Here is a 23,188-nt window from a genome sequence, read left to right as displayed (position 1 = left end):
TCTGACTGAGGGATCAGGCGGCCAGCGCGGGGAGGATCGACGCGGCTGCGGAGACTGGCACGAACAGCCGCGTGCGGTAGCGGATGATCTCGGTGAAGCAGCCCTTGTTCTTGTACCAGTCGAGGCGATCGGGCGTGAACCCGGTCAGTTCAAGGCGCTGCTCGCCGCCGACCAGCGAGCGTTTCACGGTGAGTGGATCGTGGCTCGCGAGGCCCAGCGGTTTGCCGCTGGCGAGGACCAGGTCGCCGATCTGCTCTGCAGCTGGCCCGGTAACTCCGCAAAGGCCAAAGGTATCGGCAATTGCCGCGAGATCGACATCGAGCACATCGCGCCCGATGATCGACTGGCCGTCCTCGGCAACGAGCCGGGTGACGCGGACATGATCGCCGGGAAGGCGCTTCCAGACCGGAAGCAGAAGTCCGGTGGCGAGATGGACGCGCTCGGTCACCGGTGACTTGGCCGCTTCTTCTTCCTCGGTCCGCCATGCGCTGGTGAACGCAGCGACGCCAATTTCTTCCCAGTGGCTTTCGCTGAGTGCCTCAAGCGTCCAGTTCGCTGACTTGAGCGGTCGAAGCAGGCGCCGACGTTCGATCACGGTGCCGTCGTCGGCGATGAGGCGCCGGGCAGGAACCGACAGTGCGACCGTTCCTGAGCGCGCATTGCGCATCGGGATTGCGTGTTGGCTACCGATCTCGTGCATACGCACCAGGCGCTGCAATCGCAGAGGCCGAAGGTGCCTCGTCACTTCGAGCGAGACGAGGCGGGTCTCGGCTCCAGTCACGGGATCGGTGCGCAGGAGTTCATCGGCGAGGACCGTGAAGCGATCGACCCTTACGGTCTCCAGTCCCTGGTCGAGCGTTCCGGCTTCGCGCGCAGCTTCGATCCGCGCTTCGACGAGGCCGAGATATTCGTCGAATATGGCGTTCTGGAGCGCGATCGGCAGCGCAAGAATGCGGTTCAGCCAGCGCTGGATGGTGGGGAGATTGTCGGTCAGCCCGCCATCGGGGTTTTCGAGACGGAGGCCGGTTCGCTCGACGAATTGGCCGAAGCTCGTGGCTTCGAGCTTGCCGTCATAGAGCAGCTGAAACCAGCGGCTGAGCGCATCGCGCGCATAGTCGCTTTCGAGATTGTCTGCCGGGTCGAACAGATTTTGTCCGCCGGTCTGGCGCTGGCCGCGCGTCAGTGCTCCCAACGCATCGAGCCTGCGCGCAATGGTCGAGATGAAACGGCGCTCGCCCTTCACATCTGTGGTGACCGGGCGGAAAAGCGGGGCCGAGGCCTGGTTGGTGCGGTTGGTACGGCCAAGACCTTGGATAGCGTTGTCGGCGCGCCAGCCCGGCTCGAGCAGGAAATGAACCCGGCGCTGCTGGTTTCTGCAGCCAAGGTCGGCATGGTACGATCGACCCGTGCCGCCGGCGTCCGAGAAGACCAGGATCCGCTTGCTTCCTTCCATGAAGCTTTGCGCTTCGGCGACATTGGCTCTGGGGCTTCGCCGTTCGAGGCGCTGTTGACCATCGCGGCCCAGGACAAGCCTGCGGGTCCGGCCCGTGACTTCGGCCACCGCGTCGGTTCCGAAATGTTCGATGATCGCATCGAGCGCTGTGGCGATGGGCGGCAGCGCGCAGAGCTGTTCGATCAGCGCATCGCGCGCGGCCATGGCGCGCGGGCAGAAAACGGGATTGCCCTCCCCGTTGCTCATCGCCTCGGAGCGAAGATTGCCTTCCTCGTCGGCGAAGACCTGCATCAGGCGCACCGGGAAGCTCTTCGCAAGGTAGTCGATGACATATTCACGCGGGGACAGATCGATATCGAGCGCTTCGCGTTCTTCCACGGTAAGGTCGGCGAGGCGCCGGTCGAGCATGGCCTCGGCGGTCGAAACCAGCTGCACGACTACCGAATGCTCTTCGCCAAGCGCCGCTTCCATCGCCGGAATCAGGCTGGGCAGCTTCATCGAGAGCAGGAGCTGGGCAAAAAATCGCTGCTTGGTACCTTCGAAGATCGAAAGCGCTGCCGCCTTGGCATTCCGGTTGAGCGTATCGCCGCTGTCCTCATCAACCACACGGGTCGCCTCGAGCGCGGCTTCGAGGTTGCGGTGAATGATCGCCCAGGCCTCGGCATAGGCATCGTAGATCCGCACCTGCGCTTCGGTCAGACTGTGTTCGAGGATCTCGTACTCGACCCCGGCGAAGGACAGCGCTCGGGCGAGGTAGAGTCCCTGGGCCTTGAGGTCGCGGGCGACGAGTTCCATCGCCGCGACGCCGCCAGCGCGGATCTCGGTCATGAACGCTTCGTGGGTCGGGAATGCGGTCTCGGGTCCCCATAGGCCAAGCCGGGAAGTATAGCCGAGATTGGCGATGTCCGAGGCACCAGTGGCAGACGCGTAGAGCACGCGGGCGCGCGGGAGATGGTTCTGCAGCCTGAGGCCCGCCATCCCTTGTTCAGAGCCCTTGACCTTGCCGCGGATTGAAGAGCCTCCGAGCGCATTGGCCATGGCGTGGGCTTCGTCGAAGGCGATCACGCCGTCGAATTCCTCTCCCGCCCAGGCAAGGATCTGGTCGAACCGCGTATCCTCGGCGCGGCCCGAGCGCAGCGTCGGATAGGTGACGAAGAGAATGCCTTCGGACATCGTTACGGGCTGGCCGAGTTTCCAGCGTGAGAGTGGCTGGAGATCGAGCGGCAGCCCGCCAAGCGCTTCCCAGTCGCGACGTGCATCTTCAAGCAGCGCCTCGTTCTTGGTGATCCAGACATGGCGGCGCTCGCCTGCGAGCCAGCGGTCCATGATGACCGCGGCGATCTGTCGTCCCTTGCCCGCTCCGGTTCCGTCGCCAAGGAAGAAGCCTTGGCGGAATGCGTGCCCGTCTTCGGACAGTTCCAGCGCGGTCCCTTCCTGGCTGACTTTGAACTGGCCCGGAAGATCGCGAGCAAATGCTTGGGCGGCGTAGACCAGTGTCTCGCATTGCGCATCGGACAAGAGACCATCAGCCTGCCAATTTGCGGGAAGGCGCGGGTTAACGTCCGGCTGCGGCGCCGCGACCGAACCCATGGCGACCGATTCCACGAGCGGGGTGGGATGGGCCGGCGCGCCTTCGAACGCAATGCGGCTGGGCCGGTAAGGCAGGTAGATGCCTGCCTGCTCGGGCACCGGCGCGGGGTCGGCGAGGACAGAATAGACCAGGTCGACCGCATTCGCTGTGGCTGGTGTTGTCGCTACAAACGGCGCCACCGGCCGGACCGGCGCGCGATGCGTTGAAGTCTTGCCAACGAGGCAGACTGGTTTCCCGATTGGCAGGCGATGGAGGCTGGCGGAGGTGTGTACGCGTGGCGGAAGCGCGTTGAGCAGCTCGTGGAGCGCGATCAGGTCGCAGGTATCTCCAGTGATCGCTGGCTGATGCGCAGCAGGCACTTTATCGATGACGACCAGGCGAACGGCGATCCCCGTCCCTGTCCGGCGAAACATCTGCTGCAAGCGAACATCGAGGAGCAATGAAGCCTCGTGTGCCGGGGAAAAGGTGGAAGCATCGAAGCCTTCGGGCATAATGGCGACGATCCTCGCCCCGTTAGCAGCGGCCCGGATTGCACCACGCAGGTGACGCTTGGCAGTCTCACCGTCTTTGCCGCGTTCCCGACTACGAGCGAATGGCGGGTTCATCAGCACCTCCGATGGGAGCGCGCCGCGATGCAGGTCGGCGATCAGTTCGCCGTCGTGCGCGGTGATCGTGGCCAAAGGGAAGATGTGACCCAGACTGTCTCGTCTTGCCGGATCGACCTCGTTGAGGGTCAATGAAGCGTTTTGGACACTGGCCCAAACGGCAAGCGCACCAATGCCTGCGGACGGTTCGAGTAGCGCGTCGTGCGCAGAGACTGCTGCGGCCTTCGCCATCAGCCAGGCCAGCATCGGCGGAGTCGAGAACTGCTGGAGTTCGACCTGTGCTTCGCTGCGCACGTGCCGCGGCGGCAAGGCGGCTTCGAGCCAGTCGAACCGCGCGTCGGCTTCGTGCACGCTTGTTGTCAGATCGATGCGTGAAGACTCGCGAAGCCAGAGCAGTGCGCCGATCTCGACCGCGTTGTTGTAGTCGTCGATGGTCCAGGCGCTTCCCCAGTCCATGACGCCGGTCTCTTCGGCGAACAGACCGGAAATGTCGGCACGGGAAAGGTGACGTCCCGAACCGAGAAGCTCGGCAATCCTGGTGCCGATGGCGTAGGCTAGGGGCTCTGACGGCAAGTGCTCGCCGGCGGGAAACAGGTCTGATTGAAACATGGCAATTCGTCCTCCTGATGAGGGCATCGGGACGCGCCCTCTGCCGGTTCAAGAATTCGAGAAGCCTTCTCTCCTCTAACGCGCCGCTTTGCGGCGCAGCCATGCCGTGAGTTCGTCGTTCCAATCGGAATCGTGGGAGGTTGGCTCGCGGACCTGGATCGTCCGCCCATCACGGGCATAAGCGGCCAGGCTACGCGACGCAGCCAGCTCGCCGCCAGCATCGTGATCGACGAAGAGGTGCAGCTCAGTCACGCTCTCAGGCACGCTGACGAGGCCGAAGCGCTCATTGCCCAGGGTCGCCCAGACGGGGATGCCGGAAAGCGCATAGGCCGACATCGCGCTCTCGATACCCTCGGCAAGGCCGAGCTTGCCGGAGGCCGGAGCGAAGAGGCGGACAGCAGCTTCACCGAGCGCGCCGAGCGCGCGTTTCGGCTTTTCGAAAGCGGCCTTGCCTGAAGCCTCGGTAGACAGGAACGTGCGGTGGATGGCGATCGGGCCCTCGTCGAGGCTGACTGCCGCGATCATGGCGGGCAGAAAGCGGGCCCGTCCTTTCGGGCCAAGCGGCGTTCGTGGATGGAAGCGGAGCGCCGGAGATGCGGCGAGGATGCCGCGGCTTTCAAGATATGCCTTTGCCGGACTGGCACGCAGTGGCTGTGCATCGCGCCAGATCCTCAGCGCTACCGCCGAGGGTTTGCGGGTGCTGGTCGATTCGGGTTCGTTGGTGGTCGCAGAACCTGAAAAGAGCACCGGTGCCTCGAAACCTTCACGCGCCAAAGCAGCCAGCACGCTCTGCTGATCGCATCCCGCGAAACAGTGGAAGAGGATGGCCTGTCGGCCGAGTGACACACCGAGTGAAGGCGTTCGGTCATCATGCGCAGGGCAGCGGGCCATGCCCTTTGTGCCGGACCATTTGCCCCCACGCGATTCGCAAATGCGACGGGCGGTCTCGGCAAGCGACCGGTTGGGATGAGTTTGGACAGACAGGGACATGCGAGCTCCTCAGCATGCAAAGTGGCCCCCTCATCAGCGTTCCTCTCCTCTCCCGAAGGCAGACATTCGCTGCTTTCCTACAGGTATAGGTTCTCCTTATGTTCTATCTCGATTCGAATCAATGGAGCACCACTCGAGATGACCTGCCTCAATCGTCAGACCGCGATAGCGGTCGCCTGTTTGGGAATGATCGCGACCTCCTCTCAGCAAGTCCGCGCCCAGGATTTCACCTTGTTCGAGCACGCGATCGTTCCACCGAAGACGGACCAGCAGCCGGCAAGGCAATATCTTCCTGCAATCTACCAAGCCGGGCCAGCGGACGTGTCCTACCGGGAGGGTCTGTATATGGCGGCAATAGCCGAGGCCGAGCGCCGGTACGGGCTTCCGACCAACCTGCTTCGGGCTCTCATCTGGGCTGAATCCCGCTTCAATCCGATGGCTGTGAGTCCAGCCGGCGCTGCCGGGCTGGCTCAGCTTATGCCGGCCACGGCGCGAGAACTGGGCGTCCGTAACCGTCATGACCCTCTTGCATCGATCGACGGTGGCGCCCGGTATCTTCGCGATATGTTGGACCGGTTCGACGCTGTCCACCTGGCCTTGGCTGCTTATAATGCGGGCCCAGGTGCCGTCTCCCGATCACGCGGCATTCCGAAGAATGGTGAAACGCCACAATATGTCCGGTCTGTGTTGGGACGTTGGCAAGCAATTGGTACATACAATTGACGAAATTGCCTGATTTCCGGCTATTATCTGAAATCATGTGCCGGAATGAAGACGGACAACGCTAGTGAATGAGACGCCCGGTGAACCGTTCGACTTTCGCAAGGCGTTGAAGGCACAGAAGCGCCGGAAGCTGAGAAAGGAGATCGCGTTGGGTCTGGGAGCATTCGCGATCGTATTTGCTGGAGGGATGCTGGCACTCAACTGGCCAGTCCATGTTGCCAGCCTTGCTAACGACGATCAGCAGCCTCAGGCTTTATTCCAACACGCAAGCACCCCAGAATTCGACATCTGCGGATCCATCCGGCGCACATGCGTCGTGGATGGAGATACTTTCTGGCTCGATGGCGTGAAGATCCGCATTGCCGACATCGACACTCCCGAGATCAGCGAGCCACGTTGCGACTATGAATACCAACTCGGCATGCGCGCGACGCATCGCCTTGTCGAACTGCTCAATGGCGGACCCTTTGAACTCAGAACCATCGGTAGCAGAGATGAGGATCAGTACGGCCGTAAACTGCGGGTCGTAACGCGCGGCGGCCGCTCGCTCGGCGATCAGCTGGTCAGCGAAGGGCTGGCGCGGACCTGGACCGGGAGACGCGAACCATGGTGTTGAACCGCGACCAGGAATTGTGGGCCGTCGCGCTCTGGGTCGAAAAGAACCATGGCGAAGAGGGAACCGCGTATATCGCGCAGCAAATCCAGCGGCTATCCAACGAAGGGGACGATGCAGGCATAGCAACTTGGAAAACTGTTGCTGAGCGCTTCGATCAGCTTGGCTGCCAAAGCTCGACGAACTGAGGCTCGGCACAATGCGGAATTGGCTTCGAATCTGGGGCATCAGAATTGAGTTCGCCTTGTTGGCTTCTGTGTCCCTGGCGGGACTGATCCTAAGCCTCCAATCCTGCATTGGGTGAGAAGAAATTCGTTCTCTCGATCAACCCTTCGCAAACTTGCCCTGGATGACCTTTCCTCCTGTCCGGAGCTCATCGAGGTAGTCGCTCCACCATTGAGCCATCCGCACACGCTCGTCCCAATGTTTGCCGCGATGGTAGATGCCACGCACAACATTGCTGTCGCCATGTGCCAGGGCACGCTCGATTGCATCCGGATTCCAAAGTCCCGACTCGTTCAGGAATGTTGATGCTGTCGCCCGGAGTCCGTGCGCGGTGACCTCTTCCTTCGAGTATCCCATGCGACGGAATGCGGCATTGAGCGTGTTTTCACTCATGGGACGCTTGGAGCTGCGCGCAGATGGGAAAACATATCCTTCGCGGCCGAGCATCTCGCCCAGATCAGAGAGATAGCCTCTAACCTGCTTGGAAAGCGGGACGGCATGCGCTCTGCGCGCTTTCATTTTGCCGGCAGGAATCTTCCAGACCCCATCGACGAGGTCGATCTCATGCCATTCGGCGTGCCGCAGTTCGCCGGGGCGCACGAACACATGCGGCGCGATCTGCAAAGCTAACTTCGTCACCATGTAGCCAGTGAAGTCGTCGATTGCGCGCAACAGCCCGCCTAGCTCGGTGGGCTCGAGGATGGCTGCATAATGCGTGGCTCTCGGCGTTACGAGAGCACCCTTCAGCATACTGGTCGGATCGGATTTGCAGCGGGTGGTAGCAACACCGTAGCGAAACACGCGGCCTGCGAACGACCGGCATTTCTTCGCAGTCTCGTGTTTACCAGTGGCTTCCAGTCGTTTGAGGGGAGCCAGGACTTCGAACGGCTCGATCTCGTGGATGGGTCGGTTCCCGATGGCAGGCGCAAGCTTGTCGAGGAAATAGTTGGCCTTGACGATCGTGCCATCGGCGCGGCCATTCTGGACCATCATCTGTTCAATATACTCACGCGCGACTGCTCCGAACGTCTGAGCAGACAGGAACTCGGCGCGGATTTTCCGCTTCCGCTTCTCAAAGGCAGGGTCGCCCCCAGAAGCAACTGCTCGTCGCGCCTCGTAGGCCGCGTCTCGCGCCTGCTTGAGGCTGATGTCGGGATAGCTGCCGATGCAGAGTTTCTTTTGCGCACCGCCGATCCGGTATCGGAACCGCCAAAGCTTGCTGCCGGTCGGCGTGACCTCAACATAGAGGCCGCGCTCATCGGTTACCTTGTATGGCTTATCCTTGGGCTTGAGAGCGCGGAGGCGAGTATCTGTCAGCGGCATGTGGGGGCCTTTTTATCTGGGCCTTTGCGAAACGGCCTCAAAAGGCCCACAAAAGTGTCTGGAACCCCCGAGAACAGGTGGGACGATCCGGAACGATCCAAGGGCCAAATCCCTAGGATTTCTGCGGGTTTTATAGATTATTTGGGAGAACGTGAGAAGAACAAATGGTGCCCAGAAGAGGACTCGAACCTCCACGGGGTTTCCCCCGCCGCCACCTGAAGACGGTGCGTCTACCAATTCCGCCATCTGGGCACCGGATCGCGCGGTGGGGCAGTGTCCCTGCCGCGTGGTAGGGGCGGGCCGATAGGACAGCTTTGTCAGGGTGTCAACGCGGGACGCTTCTCGTTGGCGAAGAATCTCTTGCCGCGTTGGCCAAACGTGGGCATTGCCCGGACGCGTCCCGATGTGCCAAGGGCGGTCGAACCCGAACGGCTCGCCGAGGACCGCATCATGGCCAAGATTTCCCCGCTCGCAGACAAGCTCGTCGTCCTTATCGGCGGCAGCGGTTTCATCGGAACCCATGTCGCACAGGATCTGCTCGAGCGTGGTGCCCGCGTGCGTATCGCCGCGCGCGAGCCGGAAAAGGCCTTCAAGCTCAAGCCGCTCGCCAATCTCGGTCAGTTGCAGTTCGCCCGCTGCGACGTGACGAACGCTAGCAGCATCGAAGCCTGCATGCGCGGGGCGGATGCTGCGGTCTATCTGGTGGGCACGTTCGGGGCCAACCAGCGCATTATCCAGGCTCGCGGCGCGCGCGACGCGGCGCGCGCGGCAGCCGAGATGGGTGCCAGCCGGTTCGTGTACGTATCGGCCATCGGCGCCGATGCCCAAAGCGACACCGGTTATTACGCTACGAAGGGCAGGGGCGAGGACCTTGTTCTCGAGGCCTTCCCCGATGCGACGATCATCCGCCCCTCCGTCGTGTTCGGAGAGGAAGGCGGAATGATCCCGATGTTCGCGGACATGATCCAGGTGGCGCCGGTACTGCCGGTTTTCGGTGCCGATTCGCCCATGCAGCCTGTCTGGGTGGACGATCTGGCGCAGGCCATCGGGAACGCACTGGCCGATCCGCGGACGCATGGCGGAAAGGTTTACGAAGCGGCGGGGCCGCAAAGGCTCACCATGTTGCAGATCAACCGGATGATAGCCGAAGGGCAGGATCGCAACCGCACCTTCCTGCCGGTGCCCGGGCCGCTGGCGAAAATGATCGCCGCGCTGCCGCTGGCTCCGATAAACGGCGACCAGCTTGCGATGCTCAAGCGAGGGAACGTCGCAAGCTCGGACATCAGGCAGATCGGTGAACTAGGCGTCGACCCGAAACCGCTTTCCCTGTTTCTCGACCGGTGGATGGTGCGCTATCGCAAGCATGGGCGTTTTTCGGACAAGCGCGCAACCATGTGAGGAAGGAGCCGCCTGCGATAGCGGTGTCGAAAGGGACGATGCACGATTACCTGACTCGCTCGCTTCAATCGCGCGAAGGCCTGCCCTTCGCATCGGGAACTACCGTGCTGCCCTCGTCAACTAGCAGATTAAGCGGTTCGACCAGAAGGATCGCGCCTTCCGTTCCCTTGACCCGCACGCGTTCTCCCGCCGCCATGTCCACTCCGCGCGCAAGCCATTCGCTGTCGCCAAGTTTCACCCGGCCACTGCCGTGTTCGATCGGTTGCGTGACCGTGCCGATTTCCCCGGCGAGGCGCTCCCCCTTGCGATTGAGCATGGGGTCAGAACTGATGATCGGGGAGCGACCGAGGAAGCGCTTCGCCGAGAAAGCGAAGATCAGCGACAGGAACACGAAGCTGATGATCTGCAGCGTGAGGGGCGGAGCCGATACGAATACCAGAAGCGCGGTGACAAGGGCCGCCATCGCCATCCAGATCAGGTAGACCCCCGGTACGATCATCTCGAGACCTGCCAGGAGCAGGCCCAGCGTCACCCAGATCCAGGTGGCGTCGATGCCATCGAAATCCACCTATCGTTCCTGCCGCTCGGTCGCGGTGTCGCGCGTCCGGGTACGCGGGACCGTGGCGCGCTCGCGTTGTGGTGGGATCGGCGTTCCGACATCGCCGGTCTTGTCGCCGATGACTTCCCGCGCAAGTTCTCCGATGCCGCCCAGCGTCCCGATAAGCTGTGTGGCCTCGACCGGAAACAGGATTGTCTTGGCGTTCGGACTGTCGGCGAACTTTCCGACCGCCTTGGTATATTCCTGTGCCACGAAGTAGTTGAGAGCTTGCGTCCCGCTTTCTGCAATGGCCTCGGACACGGCGCGGGTGGCGGCCGCTTCCGCCTCCGCTTCGCGTTCGCGTGCTTCAGCGTTGCGGAATGCGGATTCGCGCTTGCCTTCCGCCTCGAGGATGGCCGACTGCTTGGAGCCTTCGGCGCGCAGGATCGCACTGGACTTGTCGCCTTCCGCTTCGAGGATTTCGGCGCGCTTCAGGCGTTCGGCCTTCATCTGCCGGGCCATCGCCTCGGATATATCTATGGGTGGGCGGATATCCTTGATCTCGACGCGGGTGATCTTGATGCCCCAGGGCGAGGTCGCATGGTCGACCACGGACAGCAAACGGGCATTGATATCGTCGCGCTTGGACAATGTCTCGTCCAGGTCCATGCTTCCCATCACCGTACGCAGGTTCGTAGTCGTGAGCGCCAGAATGGCATTGTGCAGCCCCGAAACCTCGTACGCGGCCTTGCCGGCATCGAGCACCTGGAAGAATACGACCGCGTCCACGCCGACCATCGCGTTGTCCTTGGTGATGATTTCCTGCCCGGGTATGTCGAGCACCTGTTCCATCATGTTGATCTTGTGACCGACGCGGTCGATGAACGGAATGATGAGGTGCAGGCCCGGCTCCGCCGAAAGCGTGAACTTGCCCAGCCGTTCAATGGTATAGACGTAACCCTGCTTGACGACGCGCACGCCCATCATCAGGAACAAGAGAAGTACGAAAACCAGCGCCGCCAGTGCCGCGAAACCCATGGGATCCTCCGTTGATCTGAAACTATCCTAGAGCAAGGGCGGCCCGGGGCAAGCGAAAGCGGAAAACCTCGCCTGCCGCGATTGACGCAAGCTTCGCGGCAGGCGAGGGGTCGCGTCGAGAGAGCCGCCCTTCCCGGCGAATGTTGAGAGAGAAACCATGACCACGCACGTTCTGCAACGCCTCGCCAGAACCAATCCCGACTGCGAAATCTGGTGGGACAGCTCGCCGCTCGTATTTCCGAGCTGGCGGGCCGAAACGCTGGCGGCCGCGCCGGAGGGCAAGCGCGGCGACTGGGAAGAGCAGCTCGACTGGTTCTATGACCAAAAGGCCATCGACGAGAAGGGAACGATGGGCTTTCGCGGCGTTACCACAAATCCGCCGCTGGTCCTGCAGACCGTACAGGTCGATCCGCCGCGCTGGCAGGCGCGCATCCACGACATCATGAAATCCGACCGTGCGCTCGACGTCGAAGCCGTCTACTGGCAGCTCTACCTCGATATCGTGAAGGCGGGTGCGGAAGCGATCCGGCCGGTCTACGACGCATCGGGAGGACAGTACGGCTTCCTGTCCGGGCAGGTCGATCCGCGGTTTGCCGAGGACGGCGAGCGAATGCTGCGCGAGGGGCTCCAGATCGCCGCGCAGGGACCGAACGTGATGGTCAAGATTCCCGGCTCGAAAGCGGGATACGAAGTCATCGAGGAACTGACCGCGCGCGGTATAGCCACCAACAACACCTCGAGCTTCGCGGTACCGCAGTACATGCGCTGCATGGCTGCCGTGACGGCCGGCCTGCAGCGCGCCCGCGCCGCTTCGGTCGATCTTTCCAACTGGCGATCCATCGTCACGCACATGGCCAGCCGCCTGTCTCAGAAGGGCGACTGGGCAACCGAGGCCAAGGCGCGGGGAATAGACCTGTCGACTAAGGAAATGCGCGACGGGGAAGAGGCCGTGCTGAAGCGCGCCTACTGGTGGGCGAAGGATAACGATCACCCGTCGAAAATGCTGCAATGCTCGCTGCGGATCGAGCAGCACGAAAGCGGGCAGTGGGTAAGCCGCCAGATCGAGGATTTCGCCGGCAGCGGCATGGTCTACACCTGCCCGCCCTCCTACATCGCCCGCCTGATGGAACTGGAGAACGACTTTCGTCCGCTCGATCCGGATGCGATCCGGCGGGAGCCGGATGCGGAAAGCCTCGAAAAGCTGTTGAGGCTTCCGAGCTTTCGCGCGGCGTACGAATTCGACGGCATGACGCCCGACCAGTTCAGCCAGTTCGGCAGTTTTCAGGCGACCGGCACCGAATTTGCCACGGCTACCCGCGCCACGGTCGATTTCGTGCGCGCCGCAATGGAGGGGTGAGGAGAAACCCTTTCGCCGCAACCGCTTGCGTGGCAGGAGGTTGAGCGATGCGCTCGATCGTCGAATTTCTCGTTCACTTCCTGCTCGCCATTACCGGCGCGCTCGGCACGGCAACGGTCATCGTCGGATCGGTCGCCCTCCTGTGCGGAGGCGGTGTACTGGGCGGGGGGTGGTGCCTGCGCGCCTGGCGACGCAAGGTTCTGGGCAAACCGCCGAGAAACTGACGTTGCCCGTCCCGCGTTCAGGCGTCCTCCTCCTGCGGCGGTGCGACACGATGCTCCGCCTCCCACTGCTCGCGCAGCTTGAACTTCCTGATCTTGCCCGAACCGGTCAGCGGGAATTCCCGCACCCGCTCCCAGTGAGCAGGGCATTTCTGCGCGGAAATCTGGGCCCGGCAATGCGCGCGAAGGGCTTCCACGTCCAGCGGTCGGTCGTCTACGGTGCGAACGAAGGCCGCGACCCCCTCACCAAACCGCTCGTCCGGCACGCCGACTACCGCGCATTCGGCCACATCGGGATGTTCGAGCAGGACATTCTCGATTTCCGCCGGAAACAGGTTCTCACCGCCGCGGATGATCATTTCGCGCACGCGGCCGGTAATGGTGACGAATCCCCGATCGTCCATACGCCCAAGATCACCGGTATGCAGCCAGCCTTCGCCATCGATGGCGGCAGCCGTCGCTTCGGGATCGTCATTGTAGCCTATCATGGTGGCATAGCTGCGCGCACGGATCTCCCCGACCGTGTCACAGGGGAGGACATCACCCGATTCCGGATCGAAAATCCCTACCTCGCAACCTGATGCCGGTCGCCCGATGGTGCCGGCGATGTCCTCGTCCGAGTCGCCGGGCCGGCAGGTTGTTATGAGCGGACTGCTTTCGGTCTGGCCGTAGGCGACGCGTATTTCCGCACCGAGCACCTCGCGCGCGGCGCGGACCAGTTCGGGAGCGACCATCGCCCCGCCGACGCCGATCACCCGAAGCGCTGAAAGATCGCGCGGACGTTTTCGCTGCGCCTCGATCATCGCCATCGCCATGGTGGGAACGGATATCGTCCACACGACCTTCTCGCTTTCCATGAGGTCAAGCGCGGCGTCCGGATCGAAGCCTACCAGCGGCACATAGGTCGCGCCGACCTGCATGGACCCCAGTACGGACATGGAACAGCCCATCGTGTGGAACAGCGGCGTCAGCCCGATGGTCGCCCCGCCCTCCAACTCGCCGCTCTCGACGAACAGGCGCGCGTTGTTGGCAAGGTTGCGGTGCGACAGGACCACGCCCTTGGGAAAGCCGGTCGTGCCCGATGTGTACTGTATCTGCGCCGGGTCGCTCGTCGCGATTTCGGGAAGGGTGCTGGCCGCCTCGTCCCCGCCCCCGAAGAAGGCCGCCTCGTCGCGCATGTCGATCACTTCGCGCAGGTGAGGAATACCGCCTGCGACGCCCCGGGCGATTTCTCCCATCCGATTGCCGCGAAACTCCTCGATCAGGAAAAGTCCCGCGGAGCCGGACTGGCGCAGGATGTAGTCGAGCTCGCGCTTCTGATAGGCGGGATTGACCGTTACCAGGGTCAGTCCGGCAAGCGCCGCGGCATATTCGATGATTACCCATTCCGGGATATTCGGGGCCCAGACCGCCACGCGCTCTCCCTTCCGGTATCGAGACACCATCGAACGCGCCAGACGGTCGGCGTCGTGCAGCAGTTCGGCATAGGTCCAGCGTCGCCCGGCCGTTCCGTCGGAAAGTCCCTCGACGAGCGCGTGGTCGTCGGGGGTCCGGCCAGCCTGTTTCCTCAGCAGGCCGCCGATGGTGCAATCGAGTATCGCCTCATCGGCGAACCAGTCGCAATAGCTGCGCGTCAGCCGTCGTTCGGCCACAGTCCTCTCCCCTCTTGCCGGCTGATGACCGGATGTTCCCCGAGGAGACTACCATTCGCCGGGCGGCTGGCAACAGCGAAGGATCAGTCGGTCGAGGCGAGCCGCGCGCGTCCGCCATCCCGGCCATAGACGTCGTCGTAATAGGCAATCGTTCCGTCTTCGCGCGGCACAGCGGTCAGGTAGGTGAGGAAAACCGGAACGCCCCGGGGCAGGGCGACGTGCTGTTCCGGCGCGCTTCCATCCGCCGCCGGCATCGAACCGAACAGCCAGCGCCCGAGTTCGCTCGCATCCTCGAGCCGGACGCAACCGTTGCTTCGCTGGCGCCGATCCTCGGCAAACAGCGCGCGATTGTCCGTATCGTGGAGATAGATGCCCTGATCGTTGGGAAACTGATACTTGACGCTGCCCATCGCGTTCCCGCTACCCGGTAGTTCGCGAACGCGAACCTGCGCCCGGCCCGCGGCCGCTGCGCGCCAGTCTACGGTCGAGGGATCGATCACGCGGGCATCCGCGCTCCAGTCGGACAGAGCCTCGTACCCCATCGCGTCAAGCGATGCCCCGCGCAGGACGGCGGGCGCGATCGTCTTTTGCACGAGATTGACAGGGACGTTCCAGTAAGGATTGAGCGTCGCGTACCGAAGCATTCCGGCCATCATCGGCGTGGGGGTCTGGGGCGTGCCCACGACGACCTTCATTGCACCCTGCTCTTCGCCTTCGTCGAAATAGGCGAGACGCGCGGCAGCGGCGTTTACGACGATATGCTTGGTCCACGGCCCGGGCAATTCGCGCGCCCGCTCGAGATTTTCCCGCAGCGTCGTGATGTTGCCGGGTCGCGAAACCGCGGCGGTGTTGAGAGCGGCGACCGTCTGCGGGCCCAGCACGCCATCGGCAGTAAGTCCGTGCGAGCGCTGGAAGTCCGCCAGCGCATCGCGCAAGTCGGTATCGAAGGTATCGCCCGCCGGCAGCCCGAGCCTCCGGCGCAATTGCAGCACACGAAGGTTCTGATCTCCAACGCGCAGGAGCGGCCCGTTATAGACGATCGCCGGAGCGCGGTCCGCGCCCGTTCGGGGGCTGGCGTCGATCAGCGCCTTGCGCAAACCCACGTAATAGGGGCTCATCCATTCGATGCCGGCGATATAGGCCGTAAAGTCTTCCGCGAGCGCAGCACGGCGAAGGATTTCTTCGGGCCTCTCGTTCCCGGGACGCACGGCATCGTCGTAATAGGTCGTTTCCCGGTTGGGGCGGGCCATATCCAGGGCGAACTGCGAGAAGCCACGTGACAGCCGGAGTTCGGCACGCGCGAGGTCACGCGGCTCGCCGGAGCGAGCCGCCTCGATCAGCCGCACCAGTCCTTCGGGATCGTAATCGCGTGGTCGCAAACCGTCGGCCTCGGCGCTCTCGACCAGCGATACGAATGCCTCTGCCGCAGAAGACAGGCGACCATTTTCCACCCAAAGCGGCCAGAAGCCGCGGGCCGCGTAGAAACCGCCGATGCGACCGCGCGCCTCGGCACGTATCGCCCGCGCGACGGCATCGTTCGAAGGGGCCACACTGGTTCTCGCCGTGTCCGGCGTCGCTTCGGCCTGCGCAGAGGCGGCGCATGGAACGGCGAGAAAGGTGAGGCTCGCCGCTGCAGCGGCGAGCCTCACCGGGCTAACGGAAGAATGGCGCGACCCACCTTGCATTCGTGGTCAGCCCCGTTCCCCGTAAGGCTGTACCGTGGGCTGCGGCGGTGGGGGACACGGCGGGGCCTGGAAGGCGAAGTAATTGCCGTTCGCATCGTAATAACCGTCCACGACGCCGTTTCCGTCACGATCGGCTGCGACTGTTCCGACGAGCGCGCCCGGTCCGACGGGAGGCGCTTCGGCCACATAGGTTTCCTCGTAGTCGTCGTCATAGGTCGAGCAGGCGCCCAGCGTGACGGCGGCCAGGCCGATGGTGGCGATATGATGGAGTCTCATGGTCAGTCCCCGCTTTGGTTGGTTCCGAATAACGCCGCGATCAGGTGCCGGAGGCAGACAGACGTAACGTTGCCCGATTCAACAATCCTTCGGTCCCGCGGGTTCCCGAGCCCGGAGTCGAACAGGAAAACGGAGCAAGGTGAGCCCTGAGTTCGGCTCAACCTGCCCGGGTAAGCAAGGCGTTCTTACGGGTTTTAGAGTTCGTCCCGGTAAAGTCGCAGCAACGCGGTCCATGCGCGCTCCGCCTCGCCCTGGGCATAGGCGGGACTGTCGAGCACGGTCCAGCCGTGGTCGCCATCGTAGACCTCCACCTCGACACTGGCTGCGGACTTCTCGCCCGCATCGCGCAGCAGCGTTTTCGCCTCCGGATTGTCGGCATCGTCGTTTCGTGCGATCGCTATCAATGCCCCTGCACCGTTGGCCATGTCATCCAGCAGGTTGACGGGCGCCGACGCCGCATCGCCCACGAGGCCACCGCCGTGGAAGCTGGCGGCCGCCTTTACCCGCCCCGGCACCGCTGCCGCCCCGATGATGGACCACCCCCCGGTCATACAGTACCCCTGGATGCCGATGCCGGAATTGGCGTCGACGGCCGCCTGCCCGTCGAGCCACGACACTAGCGCCCGGGTCGTCGCCATGACGTTCTCGTTGGAATTGTCGGCCCGCCACGGCCCGACCTTCTCGAAACCGTTCTCCGTGCGAAACTCCTCGAAGTCGGCGAACTGCTGTCCGGCGACGTTCCGGTAATAGGGGTTGCCGACCAGAACGGCATAACCCGACTGTGCCAGCCTGCGACCCATTTCGATCGGGGCCGGTCGCAATCCGGCAATATCGGGCCACAGGACCACAGCGGGCCAGCTACCCTCTGCCGGATGGATGAACACGCCGTCGAACGTCCCGCCGGGGGCCGAGAAACTCACGTTCTGCTGAACAAGCTCGCCTCTACCGGGGCCGGCGATCGGCGCGCAGGCCGCCAAGGTGCTGCCAGCACCCGCGAGCGCGCCGATCACCGCAAACTGTCGGCGATTGAAACCGCCATCCTTTGTCACGCCCATCGCTCGAAGCTGATCCTGGCTGCACATCGCGTTCAATCTCCAATCTACCCGGTGGGGTGCAAGGTAGCAGAGACCTATCTCGAATAAAGGGTCGCGCCACATCTTGAACCGTAGAAGGACTGCCCGCGGCGCCTCGTCAGCGGAACACTCCGCCCGACCCGGCGGAACTTCGCTGCCCGCCGCCCGCTCCCCTTTTCATGAGGCCCTCGATATCATGACCGAAACGCTGCATGACCTCGTCGCGGATGCGGGCAACGTCGCCCACTGGTTGCGAAACAGGTGGCAAGAACCTTCACCACCATCGGGAGTGCCAGCCGAATTCTCGAACTGGCGCGACGAACAGTGGGCGTGGGATCACAGTGCAGCTCTGTTCGACCTGACGGACGAGCTTGTCGAAACGCGACTGTCCGGCGCGGATGCGGCCTCCCTGATCGGGGGAAGTATCGTCAACTCGTCGCAGAACTGGAAAGAGGGAGAAGGTCGCCATTGTGTCGCGACGAACTTCTACGGCCGCGTCATCGGCGACGGAGTGATCTGCCGCCTCGCGGAGGATCGCTTCATCTATACCGGCCGGTCCGCCATGGCGAGCTGGCTCGAATACCGTGCGACCGTGCAGTCCAGCGGTATCGAGGTCGCGAGGACGCCTGCGCTGTCCGGCCAGGCCAGGTTTCAGATACACGGGCCGCGCGCAGCCGATGTCGTGGCAGCGCTGGGTATCGGTGACCTGGGCAGCATGCCGTCCCGGCAAAGCCTCGCCGCGAAGGTGGGTGGCTCGCGCGTCACCGCCGCGCGGATTGACCGGGGCGGTCGCCGGGGTCTGGAAATCGCCGGGCCGCGTTCCGAACGCGTCGTGCTGCGCGAAGCGATCATGCAGGCTGGAAAATCGTTCGGCCTCGTGCCCGTCGGGCGCAGGGCGCAGGCATCCGAGGCCATATCGGGTCGAAGGGTTCCAAACTACCTGCCCGCGATCCATACCGGCGAGCTGATGGTCGATTTTCGCAAATGGCTGCGCGCCGACTCTCGCGAAGCCGGGCTTACGCTGGGCGGTTCCTTTGTCAGCGACGTCGTCGACGATTACTACTGCAACCCGTGGGAACTGGGGTTCGGGAAGCACGTCTGTTTCGATCACGACTTTCCTGGTTGCGAAACCTTGAAGGATCGCAATCCCGACGAAGAGCGCAGGCCCGTGCTCATGCGGTGGCGGGCGAAGGACGTGAAACGGCTTTGGACCTCGATGCTTGCGCCCGGCGGGGAGCAATACAAGTTCTTCGCCCTTCCGGTCGGCGGTTACGCCGATTGCCAGTACGATGCGCTGGACGATGCTGATGGCAACACCGTCGGACTGTCCTTTCTCGCCAGTTACGACTGGAACCGGAAAGCGGTGTTTTCTCTCGCCACCGTCGATCATGAAGTGCCACAGGGCGTGGAACTCGACCTGATCTGGGGCGAGCGAGCGGGTGGAACCGAGAAAGCGTGTGTAGAGCCGCATAGGCAGATGCGGGTCAAGGCGACGGTCGAAGCGCGCCTTTAACGTATGGCGGCGTCCGTGTCAGAACGAGCAGACTACGGTTGCCCGAGGAACAATCGCAAGGCGATACCGTAGTTTAGCAAGCTCGGCACGGCAGGGACGTGGCGAAGATCGACAATGAGGAGCCACTGATGAAGAAGATACTCGTCCCCGCCATGCTCGCCGGTTCGATGCTGCTGAGCGGATGCGCCGCCGGCTATGGCGGCAACCCGCTCGGTGGTTTGCTCGGCGGCGTCTTCGGCGGAAACACCCGGAACAGCGGTTCGCAGTTCGAACGCGCCGCCGTCGAGGCGTGCGGCCGGGAAGCGTCGCGCTACGGCCGGGTGCAGATCGCCGATGTCCGGCAAAGCCGTGACATCGTCGAAGTTTACGGCTCGGTCGAGGAACGCAATCGCTATTCCCGGCAGTTTCGCTGCGCCTTCCGCAGCGATGGACGGATAGTGGATTTCCAGGTTTCCTAGTCGGGAAAGTCAGGGCCTACCGCCGCGTCAGCGCCGTCTCGCTTTCTTCCATGAGGCGAGCGATTATCTGTGCGGCGGGCTCTTCCTCCTTCACCATTCCGACCGACTGACCGGCCATCAGCGAACCGTTCTCGGTATCACCGTCGATGACCGCCCGGCGTAACGCCCCGGCCCAGTAATGCTCGATCTGCAACTGCGCCTCGGCCATGGCGATTTCCTCACGGTCGAGAACGCCGGCGACTTCGCGCTGTTTTGCAGTAAACTCCTCGGTGCCCTTGTTCTTCAGCGCGCGTACCGGAATGACCGGCAGCCGGGCATCGACCTGGACCGAAGCGACCGCATCGCGCGCGTTGGCACGGAAGAATGCCTGCTTGAACCTGTCATGCGCAATGCTCTCGCTGGCGCAGGCGAAGCGGGTTCCCAGCTGTACACCGGCCGCGCCCATTTCCAGGTAGCCGGCTATCGCTTCCCCGCGACCGATCCCGCCAGCGACGAAGACGAGATGTTCCTTCGCCAGCGCGGGCAGGAATTCCTGTGCCAGAACGCTGGTCGATACCGGACCGATATGACCGCCGGCCTCCATCCCCTCGATGACGAGCGCATCCGCACCCGAGCGCAGCAGCTTTTTCGCCAGGGCCAGCGTCGGCGCGAAGACGACGACCTTGGCCCCGCTCTGCTTGATCGCTTCGACGCTGCAACGCGGGGGCACTCCGCCGGCCAGAACGACATGCCCGACTTCATGCTTCACGCAGATGGCGATCAGGTCGCCGAGATCGGGATGCATGGTGATGAGGTTCACGCCGAAGGGTCGGTCGGTCAGCGCCTTCGTGCCGGTAATTTCGGCGTCCAGCAATTCGGGGGTCATCGCACCGCAGGCGATCACCCCGAAGCCGCCGCCATTGCTGATAGCTGCAACGAGGTTGCGTTCCGATACCCAGCTCATCGCTCCACACATGATCGCATGGTCGGAGCCGAGGAAATCGCGACCACGCGCCATCAGGGCCTGCGTCTTTGGATAGGTGCTCATGCGCCGAACGCATAGATGCGCCGCCGGGGACGGACAAGACGTGCCGCGGCCGGAAGGCACGAATACGGCAGCCGGTCCGCTTGAGCGAACACCTCGGCCTGCCTCGCGGTCCGTTTCGGAACCGCAGGAAGGATCGGTTTTTCATGTCTATGACGCAACAGGAGAAACTTGATGACCCAGGACAGGGACACAGGACCCATCGCGCTCGTGGCGGGTCTCGGTCTTGCAGCAGGAGCGGCCGCCTTCGGAGCCTTTCTGAGCAGCCGGCACAGGAAGGGGGAGGATGACGCCCCCGGATATACCGCCCGCAAGGGGTCGGGCGATCAGTTCGATGTGATCGGGCGAACGGTAACCATTCGCAAGCCGCGTGCCGAATTGTTCGCATTCTGGCGTGACTTCTCGAACCTCGCCGCCTTCATGGAAAATCTCGAACAGGTCGAAGCCAAGGGCAAGGATCGTGCGGTCTGGACGATTCGCGCCCCCGCAGGGCGAACCGTCGACGTCGAGACCGAGATCACCGAAGAACGCGAGAACGAGGTCATAGCATGGCGGTCCGTTGAAGGGTCGGACATATCAACCGAAGGCAAGGTCGCTTTCAGCGACGCACCCGGTGATCGCGGAACGCGTGTCAGTTTGATCGTCGCCTACGATCCGCCGGCCGGCGAACTTGGCCGCGCCGTCGCCAAGGCCTTCTTGCGCGAACCCGAGGTGCAGGCGCGTCACGACCTGAAACGGTTCAAGATGCTGATGGAAACTGGTGAAATCGCCACCTCGGCCCGGCGCAAGGATCAGACCCGGGCAGCGCGACAGGAGAATGCATGATGAGAGCCCTTACCTTCCACGGCACCAAGGACGTTCGTGTCGAAACCGTCGACGATCCCGAAATCGTCAATTCGCGCGATGCCATCATCAAGGTCACTTCGACCGCCATTTGCGGATCCGATCTGCATCTTTACGACGGTGTCATTCCCGCCGTGCAGACCGGTGACATTCTCGGGCACGAATTTATGGGCGAAGTCGTCGAGGTCGGCGCGGACAGCACGCTCGAGAAAGGCCAGCGGGTGGTGGTGCCATTCACCATCAGTTGCGGTGGTTGCTTCCACTGCAAGATCGAGCAGTTCAGTTGCTGCGAGAACTCCAACCCCGCCGAGAAACAGGACCTGTCGGCCACGCTTTACGGCCACCCGATGGCCGGCCTGTTCGGGTATTCGCATCTGACCGGTGGATATTCGGGCGGTCAGGCGGAATATGTGCGTGTGCCGTTTTCCGATGTCGGGCCGATCGCAGTTCCGGATCATCTGGAGGACGACAAGGTTCTGTTCCTTTCCGATATCCTTCCGACAGGCTGGATGGGAGCGGAAAATGCCGAAATCCAGCCGGACGACACGGTCGCTGTCTGGGGCTGCGGCCCCGTCGGCCTGTTCGCCATCCAGTCCGCGATCGTCATGGGCGCATCGAAGGTCATCGCCATCGATCACTACCCGCACCGTCTCGAACTGGCGAAGCAGATGGGCGCCGAGACCATCGACTTCCGCCATACCGACGTGCGCGAAGCGTTGATGGAAATGTCGGGCGGCATCGGGGTCGATGCGGTCATCGACGCCGTCGGCATGGAAGCGCACGGTTTCGCTGTCGACAACCTGCTCGATATCGCCAAGCAGACGGTCGGTATCGGTGCGGACCGGGCAAAGGCGCTCAAACAGGCGATCCTTGCGGTTCGGCCTGGCGGGCGCGTTTCCATTCCTGGCGTCTATGGCGGGATGACCGACAAGTTTCCGCTCGGCGCCCTGATGGAGAAAGGCCTGCAGGTCCGCACCGGGCAGACCCACGTCCAGCGCTATCTCGGCGACCTGCTCTCGAAGATCGAGGACGGCACGCTCGATACCACCTTCCTCATCAGTCACCGGCTTCCTCTGGAAGAGGCGGCGACGGGGTACAAGAATTTCAGGGAAAAGCAGGACAGCTGGACGAAGGTCGTGCTGAAGCCCGGAATGGAGACGACACAATGAGCAAGAACCCCGTCGACAAGCTGACCGGCTTCGTCATCGTCACCGGTGCGAGCAGCGGCATCGGTCTGGAACTGACAAAACTGATAGCGAAGGATGGCTGCGCGCTGTTGCTGGTCGCCAACGAAGACTTGTCACAGGCCGAAACCGCCGCCCGGGAGCTCGGTGCGGCCGAGGTCGAGACGTTGCAGACCAACCTCGCCACCCGTGACGGCATCGCCGCGGTGATGGATGCGGTCGGCGACCGGAACGTGGACGTGCTCGTCGCCAATGCCGGTAATGGCGATGGCGGTGCCTTCCTCGATCAGGACTGGGACGCGATCAAGCACGCGCTCGACACGAACGTGACGGGCACGATCTCCCTCATCCACAAGATCGGGGGACGGATGAAGGCGCGGGGCAGCGGGCGCATGCTGGTGACCGGATCGATCGTCGGCGACATGCCGGGACCGTTCAATCTGGTTTACAATTCGACCAAGGCCTTCATCGACGACTTCTGCGTGGGCCTCGCCAACGAATTGAAGGAAACCGATCTCGTCGTCACCTGCCTGCTCCCCGGCGCGACCGATACCGCGTTCTTCGAACGGGCCGGCATGGAGGATACCTCGGTCGGCCAGTCGAAGAAGGCGGACCCGGCCAAGGTGGCCGAGGACGGCTACGACGCCCTGATCAAGGGCGAGATCAAGGAGGTCAGCGGCATCATGAACAAGCTGCAATACCTCGTTGCCGACATCCTCCCCGCCCCGCTCATCGCGAAGCTGCACCGCCGCATGGCGCAGCCGCAGGGCAAGGAGACCGAAGCTGCCGACTGAGC

The 23,188-nt window shown here is 63.2% G+C and carries 21 protein-coding genes and 1 tRNA gene; 11 read left to right on the top strand and 11 right to left on the bottom strand.

The genetic code is table 11. The features are described from left to right. Nucleotides 1-13: 13 nt before the first annotated feature. Complete coding sequence (locus EG799_RS08595) at nucleotides 14-4,258, bottom strand: strawberry notch family protein (RefSeq protein ID WP_123880341.1); 4,245 nt, start codon at nucleotides 4,256-4,258, stop codon at nucleotides 14-16. Nucleotides 4,259-4,333: 75 nt separating this feature from the next. Next, the gene (locus EG799_RS08590) at nucleotides 4,334-5,248 is read right to left on the bottom strand and encodes a DUF7146 domain-containing protein (RefSeq protein WP_234029086.1); all 915 of its coding nucleotides are present in this window, start codon (nucleotides 5,246-5,248) and stop codon (nucleotides 4,334-4,336) included. Between the two features lie 138 nt (nucleotides 5,249-5,386). On the opposite strand from EG799_RS08590, the gene EG799_RS08585 reads away from it, so the two are divergent. From EG799_RS08585 to EG799_RS08575, 3 genes are all read left to right on the top strand, one after another. Next, the gene (locus EG799_RS08585) at nucleotides 5,387-5,971 is read left to right on the top strand and encodes a lytic transglycosylase domain-containing protein (protein ID WP_022673624.1); all 585 of its coding nucleotides are present in this window, start codon (nucleotides 5,387-5,389) and stop codon (nucleotides 5,969-5,971) included. Nucleotides 5,972-6,035: 64 nt separating this feature from the next. Beyond that, a complete protein-coding gene (locus tag EG799_RS14080) occupies nucleotides 6,036-6,587 on the top strand; it encodes a thermonuclease family protein (protein ID WP_181950887.1) in 552 nt (183 codons plus the stop codon). Beyond that, entirely contained in the window at nucleotides 6,578-6,772 is a 195-nt protein-coding gene (locus EG799_RS08575) for a DUF6961 family protein (RefSeq protein ID WP_123880339.1), read from the top strand. The genes EG799_RS14080 and EG799_RS08575 overlap by 10 nt, the downstream gene beginning before the upstream one ends. A gap of 136 nt (nucleotides 6,773-6,908) precedes the next feature. On the opposite strand, the gene EG799_RS08570 is transcribed toward EG799_RS08575, so the two are convergent. Continuing rightward, nucleotides 6,909-8,132, bottom strand: a complete 1,224-nt coding sequence (locus EG799_RS08570; protein ID WP_123880337.1) for a tyrosine-type recombinase/integrase — start codon at nucleotides 8,130-8,132, stop codon at nucleotides 6,909-6,911. Between the two features lie 165 nt (nucleotides 8,133-8,297). Beyond that, nucleotides 8,298-8,384 (bottom strand) — tRNA-Leu (locus EG799_RS08565). A 153-nt stretch (nucleotides 8,385-8,537) separates the two neighbouring features. Between EG799_RS08565 and EG799_RS08560 the strand changes: the two genes are divergently transcribed. Beyond that, nucleotides 8,538-9,530 carry a complex I NDUFA9 subunit family protein gene (locus tag EG799_RS08560; protein WP_234029085.1) on the top strand — a complete coding sequence of 331 codons (993 nt, stop codon included), beginning with the start codon at nucleotides 8,538-8,540 and terminating at the stop codon, nucleotides 9,528-9,530. 64 nt (nucleotides 9,531-9,594) lie between these two features. Here EG799_RS08560 and EG799_RS08555 read toward each other — a convergent pair whose 3' ends face one another. Both EG799_RS08555 and EG799_RS08550 read right to left on the bottom strand, forming a co-directional pair. Continuing rightward, entirely contained in the window at nucleotides 9,595-10,098 is a 504-nt protein-coding gene (locus EG799_RS08555; RefSeq protein ID WP_234029084.1) for an NfeD family protein, read from the bottom strand. Further along, nucleotides 10,099-11,106, bottom strand: coding sequence for an SPFH domain-containing protein (locus EG799_RS08550; protein ID WP_123880335.1), 1,008 nt, complete (start codon nucleotides 11,104-11,106; stop codon nucleotides 10,099-10,101). It abuts the gene before it with no gap. 157 nt (nucleotides 11,107-11,263) lie between these two features. Between EG799_RS08550 and EG799_RS08545 the strand changes: the two genes are divergently transcribed. Then, the gene (locus EG799_RS08545) at nucleotides 11,264-12,463 is read left to right on the top strand and encodes a transaldolase family protein (RefSeq protein ID WP_123880333.1); all 1,200 of its coding nucleotides are present in this window, start codon (nucleotides 11,264-11,266) and stop codon (nucleotides 12,461-12,463) included. 47 nt (nucleotides 12,464-12,510) lie between these two features. Beyond that, entirely contained in the window at nucleotides 12,511-12,687 is a 177-nt protein-coding gene (locus EG799_RS14000) for a hypothetical protein (RefSeq protein WP_158611047.1), read from the top strand. A gap of 17 nt (nucleotides 12,688-12,704) precedes the next feature. On the opposite strand, the gene EG799_RS08540 is transcribed toward EG799_RS14000, so the two are convergent. The 4 genes from EG799_RS08540 to EG799_RS08525 form a co-directional block, all read right to left on the bottom strand. Then, on the bottom strand, nucleotides 12,705-14,336 hold the full coding sequence (locus EG799_RS08540; RefSeq protein WP_123880331.1) for an AMP-binding protein: 1,632 nt from the start codon (nucleotides 14,334-14,336) through the stop codon (nucleotides 12,705-12,707). Between the two features lie 83 nt (nucleotides 14,337-14,419). Further along, a complete protein-coding gene (locus EG799_RS08535) occupies nucleotides 14,420-15,985 on the bottom strand; it encodes a L,D-transpeptidase family protein (RefSeq protein ID WP_234029083.1) in 1,566 nt (521 codons plus the stop codon). Nucleotides 15,986-16,027: 42 nt separating this feature from the next. Beyond that, nucleotides 16,028-16,297 carry a hypothetical protein gene (locus tag EG799_RS08530; protein ID WP_123880327.1) on the bottom strand — a complete coding sequence of 90 codons (270 nt, stop codon included), beginning with the start codon at nucleotides 16,295-16,297 and terminating at the stop codon, nucleotides 16,028-16,030. 194 nt (nucleotides 16,298-16,491) lie between these two features. After that, a complete protein-coding gene (locus EG799_RS08525) occupies nucleotides 16,492-17,352 on the bottom strand; it encodes a dienelactone hydrolase family protein (RefSeq protein ID WP_123880325.1) in 861 nt (286 codons plus the stop codon). Nucleotides 17,353-17,566: 214 nt separating this feature from the next. On the opposite strand from EG799_RS08525, the gene EG799_RS08520 reads away from it, so the two are divergent. Further along, on the top strand, nucleotides 17,567-18,883 hold the full coding sequence (locus EG799_RS08520) for an aminomethyltransferase family protein (RefSeq protein ID WP_123880323.1): 1,317 nt from the start codon (nucleotides 17,567-17,569) through the stop codon (nucleotides 18,881-18,883). 128 nt (nucleotides 18,884-19,011) lie between these two features. Continuing rightward, nucleotides 19,012-19,341 carry a hypothetical protein gene (locus tag EG799_RS08515; protein WP_123880321.1) on the top strand — a complete coding sequence of 110 codons (330 nt, stop codon included), beginning with the start codon at nucleotides 19,012-19,014 and terminating at the stop codon, nucleotides 19,339-19,341. A gap of 16 nt (nucleotides 19,342-19,357) precedes the next feature. On the opposite strand, the gene EG799_RS08510 is transcribed toward EG799_RS08515, so the two are convergent. After that, complete coding sequence (locus EG799_RS08510) at nucleotides 19,358-20,368, bottom strand: NAD(P)H-dependent flavin oxidoreductase (protein WP_123880319.1); 1,011 nt, start codon at nucleotides 20,366-20,368, stop codon at nucleotides 19,358-19,360. Nucleotides 20,369-20,539: 171 nt separating this feature from the next. Here EG799_RS08510 and EG799_RS08505 point away from each other — a divergent pair, with 171 nt between their 5' ends. From EG799_RS08505 to EG799_RS08495, 3 genes are read left to right on the top strand one after another with little or no spacing between them, the layout of a single operon-like run. Beyond that, on the top strand, nucleotides 20,540-21,190 hold the full coding sequence (locus EG799_RS08505; RefSeq protein ID WP_123880317.1) for an SRPBCC family protein: 651 nt from the start codon (nucleotides 20,540-20,542) through the stop codon (nucleotides 21,188-21,190). After that, the gene (locus EG799_RS08500) at nucleotides 21,190-22,377 is read left to right on the top strand and encodes a zinc-dependent alcohol dehydrogenase (protein ID WP_123882981.1); all 1,188 of its coding nucleotides are present in this window, start codon (nucleotides 21,190-21,192) and stop codon (nucleotides 22,375-22,377) included. The genes EG799_RS08505 and EG799_RS08500 overlap by 1 nt, the downstream gene beginning before the upstream one ends. Then, a complete protein-coding gene (locus EG799_RS08495) occupies nucleotides 22,374-23,186 on the top strand; it encodes an SDR family NAD(P)-dependent oxidoreductase (protein ID WP_123880315.1) in 813 nt (270 codons plus the stop codon). Before EG799_RS08500 ends, EG799_RS08495 begins: the two co-directional genes overlap by 4 nt. Nucleotides 23,187-23,188: the final 2 nt, after the last annotated feature.

Origin of the sequence: Aurantiacibacter spongiae (assembly GCF_003815535.1) — a bacterium.
Taxonomy (GTDB): domain Bacteria; phylum Pseudomonadota; class Alphaproteobacteria; order Sphingomonadales; family Sphingomonadaceae; genus Alteraurantiacibacter; species Alteraurantiacibacter spongiae.
Note: the sequence above shows the minus strand (reverse complement) of the source record. Positions and strands in the feature narration are given on the sequence as shown.

What these genes read in the sequence shown, in the direction of transcription:
- EG799_RS08505 (WP_123880317.1), top strand. Translation starts at nt 20,540, where the DNA reads ATGACCCAGGACAGGGACACAGGACCCATCGCGCTCGTGGCGGGTCTC.
- EG799_RS08595 (WP_123880341.1), bottom strand. Translation starts at nt 4,258, where the DNA reads ATGTTTCAATCAGACCTGTTTCCCGCCGGCGAGCACTTGCCGTCAGAG.
- EG799_RS08545 (WP_123880333.1), top strand. Translation starts at nt 11,264, where the DNA reads ATGACCACGCACGTTCTGCAACGCCTCGCCAGAACCAATCCCGACTGC.
- EG799_RS08575 (WP_123880339.1), top strand. Translation starts at nt 6,578, where the DNA reads ATGGTGTTGAACCGCGACCAGGAATTGTGGGCCGTCGCGCTCTGGGTC.
- EG799_RS14000 (WP_158611047.1), top strand. Translation starts at nt 12,511, where the DNA reads ATGCGCTCGATCGTCGAATTTCTCGTTCACTTCCTGCTCGCCATTACC.
- EG799_RS08590 (WP_234029086.1), bottom strand. Translation starts at nt 5,248, where the DNA reads ATGTCCCTGTCTGTCCAAACTCATCCCAACCGGTCGCTTGCCGAGACC.
- EG799_RS08570 (WP_123880337.1), bottom strand. Translation starts at nt 8,132, where the DNA reads ATGCCGCTGACAGATACTCGCCTCCGCGCTCTCAAGCCCAAGGATAAG.
- EG799_RS08530 (WP_123880327.1), bottom strand. Translation starts at nt 16,297, where the DNA reads ATGAGACTCCATCATATCGCCACCATCGGCCTGGCCGCCGTCACGCTG.
- EG799_RS08495 (WP_123880315.1), top strand. Translation starts at nt 22,374, where the DNA reads ATGAGCAAGAACCCCGTCGACAAGCTGACCGGCTTCGTCATCGTCACC.
- EG799_RS08500 (WP_123882981.1), top strand. Translation starts at nt 21,190, where the DNA reads ATGAGAGCCCTTACCTTCCACGGCACCAAGGACGTTCGTGTCGAAACC.
- EG799_RS08585 (WP_022673624.1), top strand. Translation starts at nt 5,387, where the DNA reads ATGACCTGCCTCAATCGTCAGACCGCGATAGCGGTCGCCTGTTTGGGA.
- EG799_RS08510 (WP_123880319.1), bottom strand. Translation starts at nt 20,368, where the DNA reads ATGAGCACCTATCCAAAGACGCAGGCCCTGATGGCGCGTGGTCGCGAT.
- EG799_RS08515 (WP_123880321.1), top strand. Translation starts at nt 19,012, where the DNA reads ATGAAGAAGATACTCGTCCCCGCCATGCTCGCCGGTTCGATGCTGCTG.
- EG799_RS08520 (WP_123880323.1), top strand. Translation starts at nt 17,567, where the DNA reads ATGACCGAAACGCTGCATGACCTCGTCGCGGATGCGGGCAACGTCGCC.
- EG799_RS08550 (WP_123880335.1), bottom strand. Translation starts at nt 11,106, where the DNA reads ATGGGTTTCGCGGCACTGGCGGCGCTGGTTTTCGTACTTCTCTTGTTC.
- EG799_RS08525 (WP_123880325.1), bottom strand. Translation starts at nt 17,352, where the DNA reads ATGGGCGTGACAAAGGATGGCGGTTTCAATCGCCGACAGTTTGCGGTG.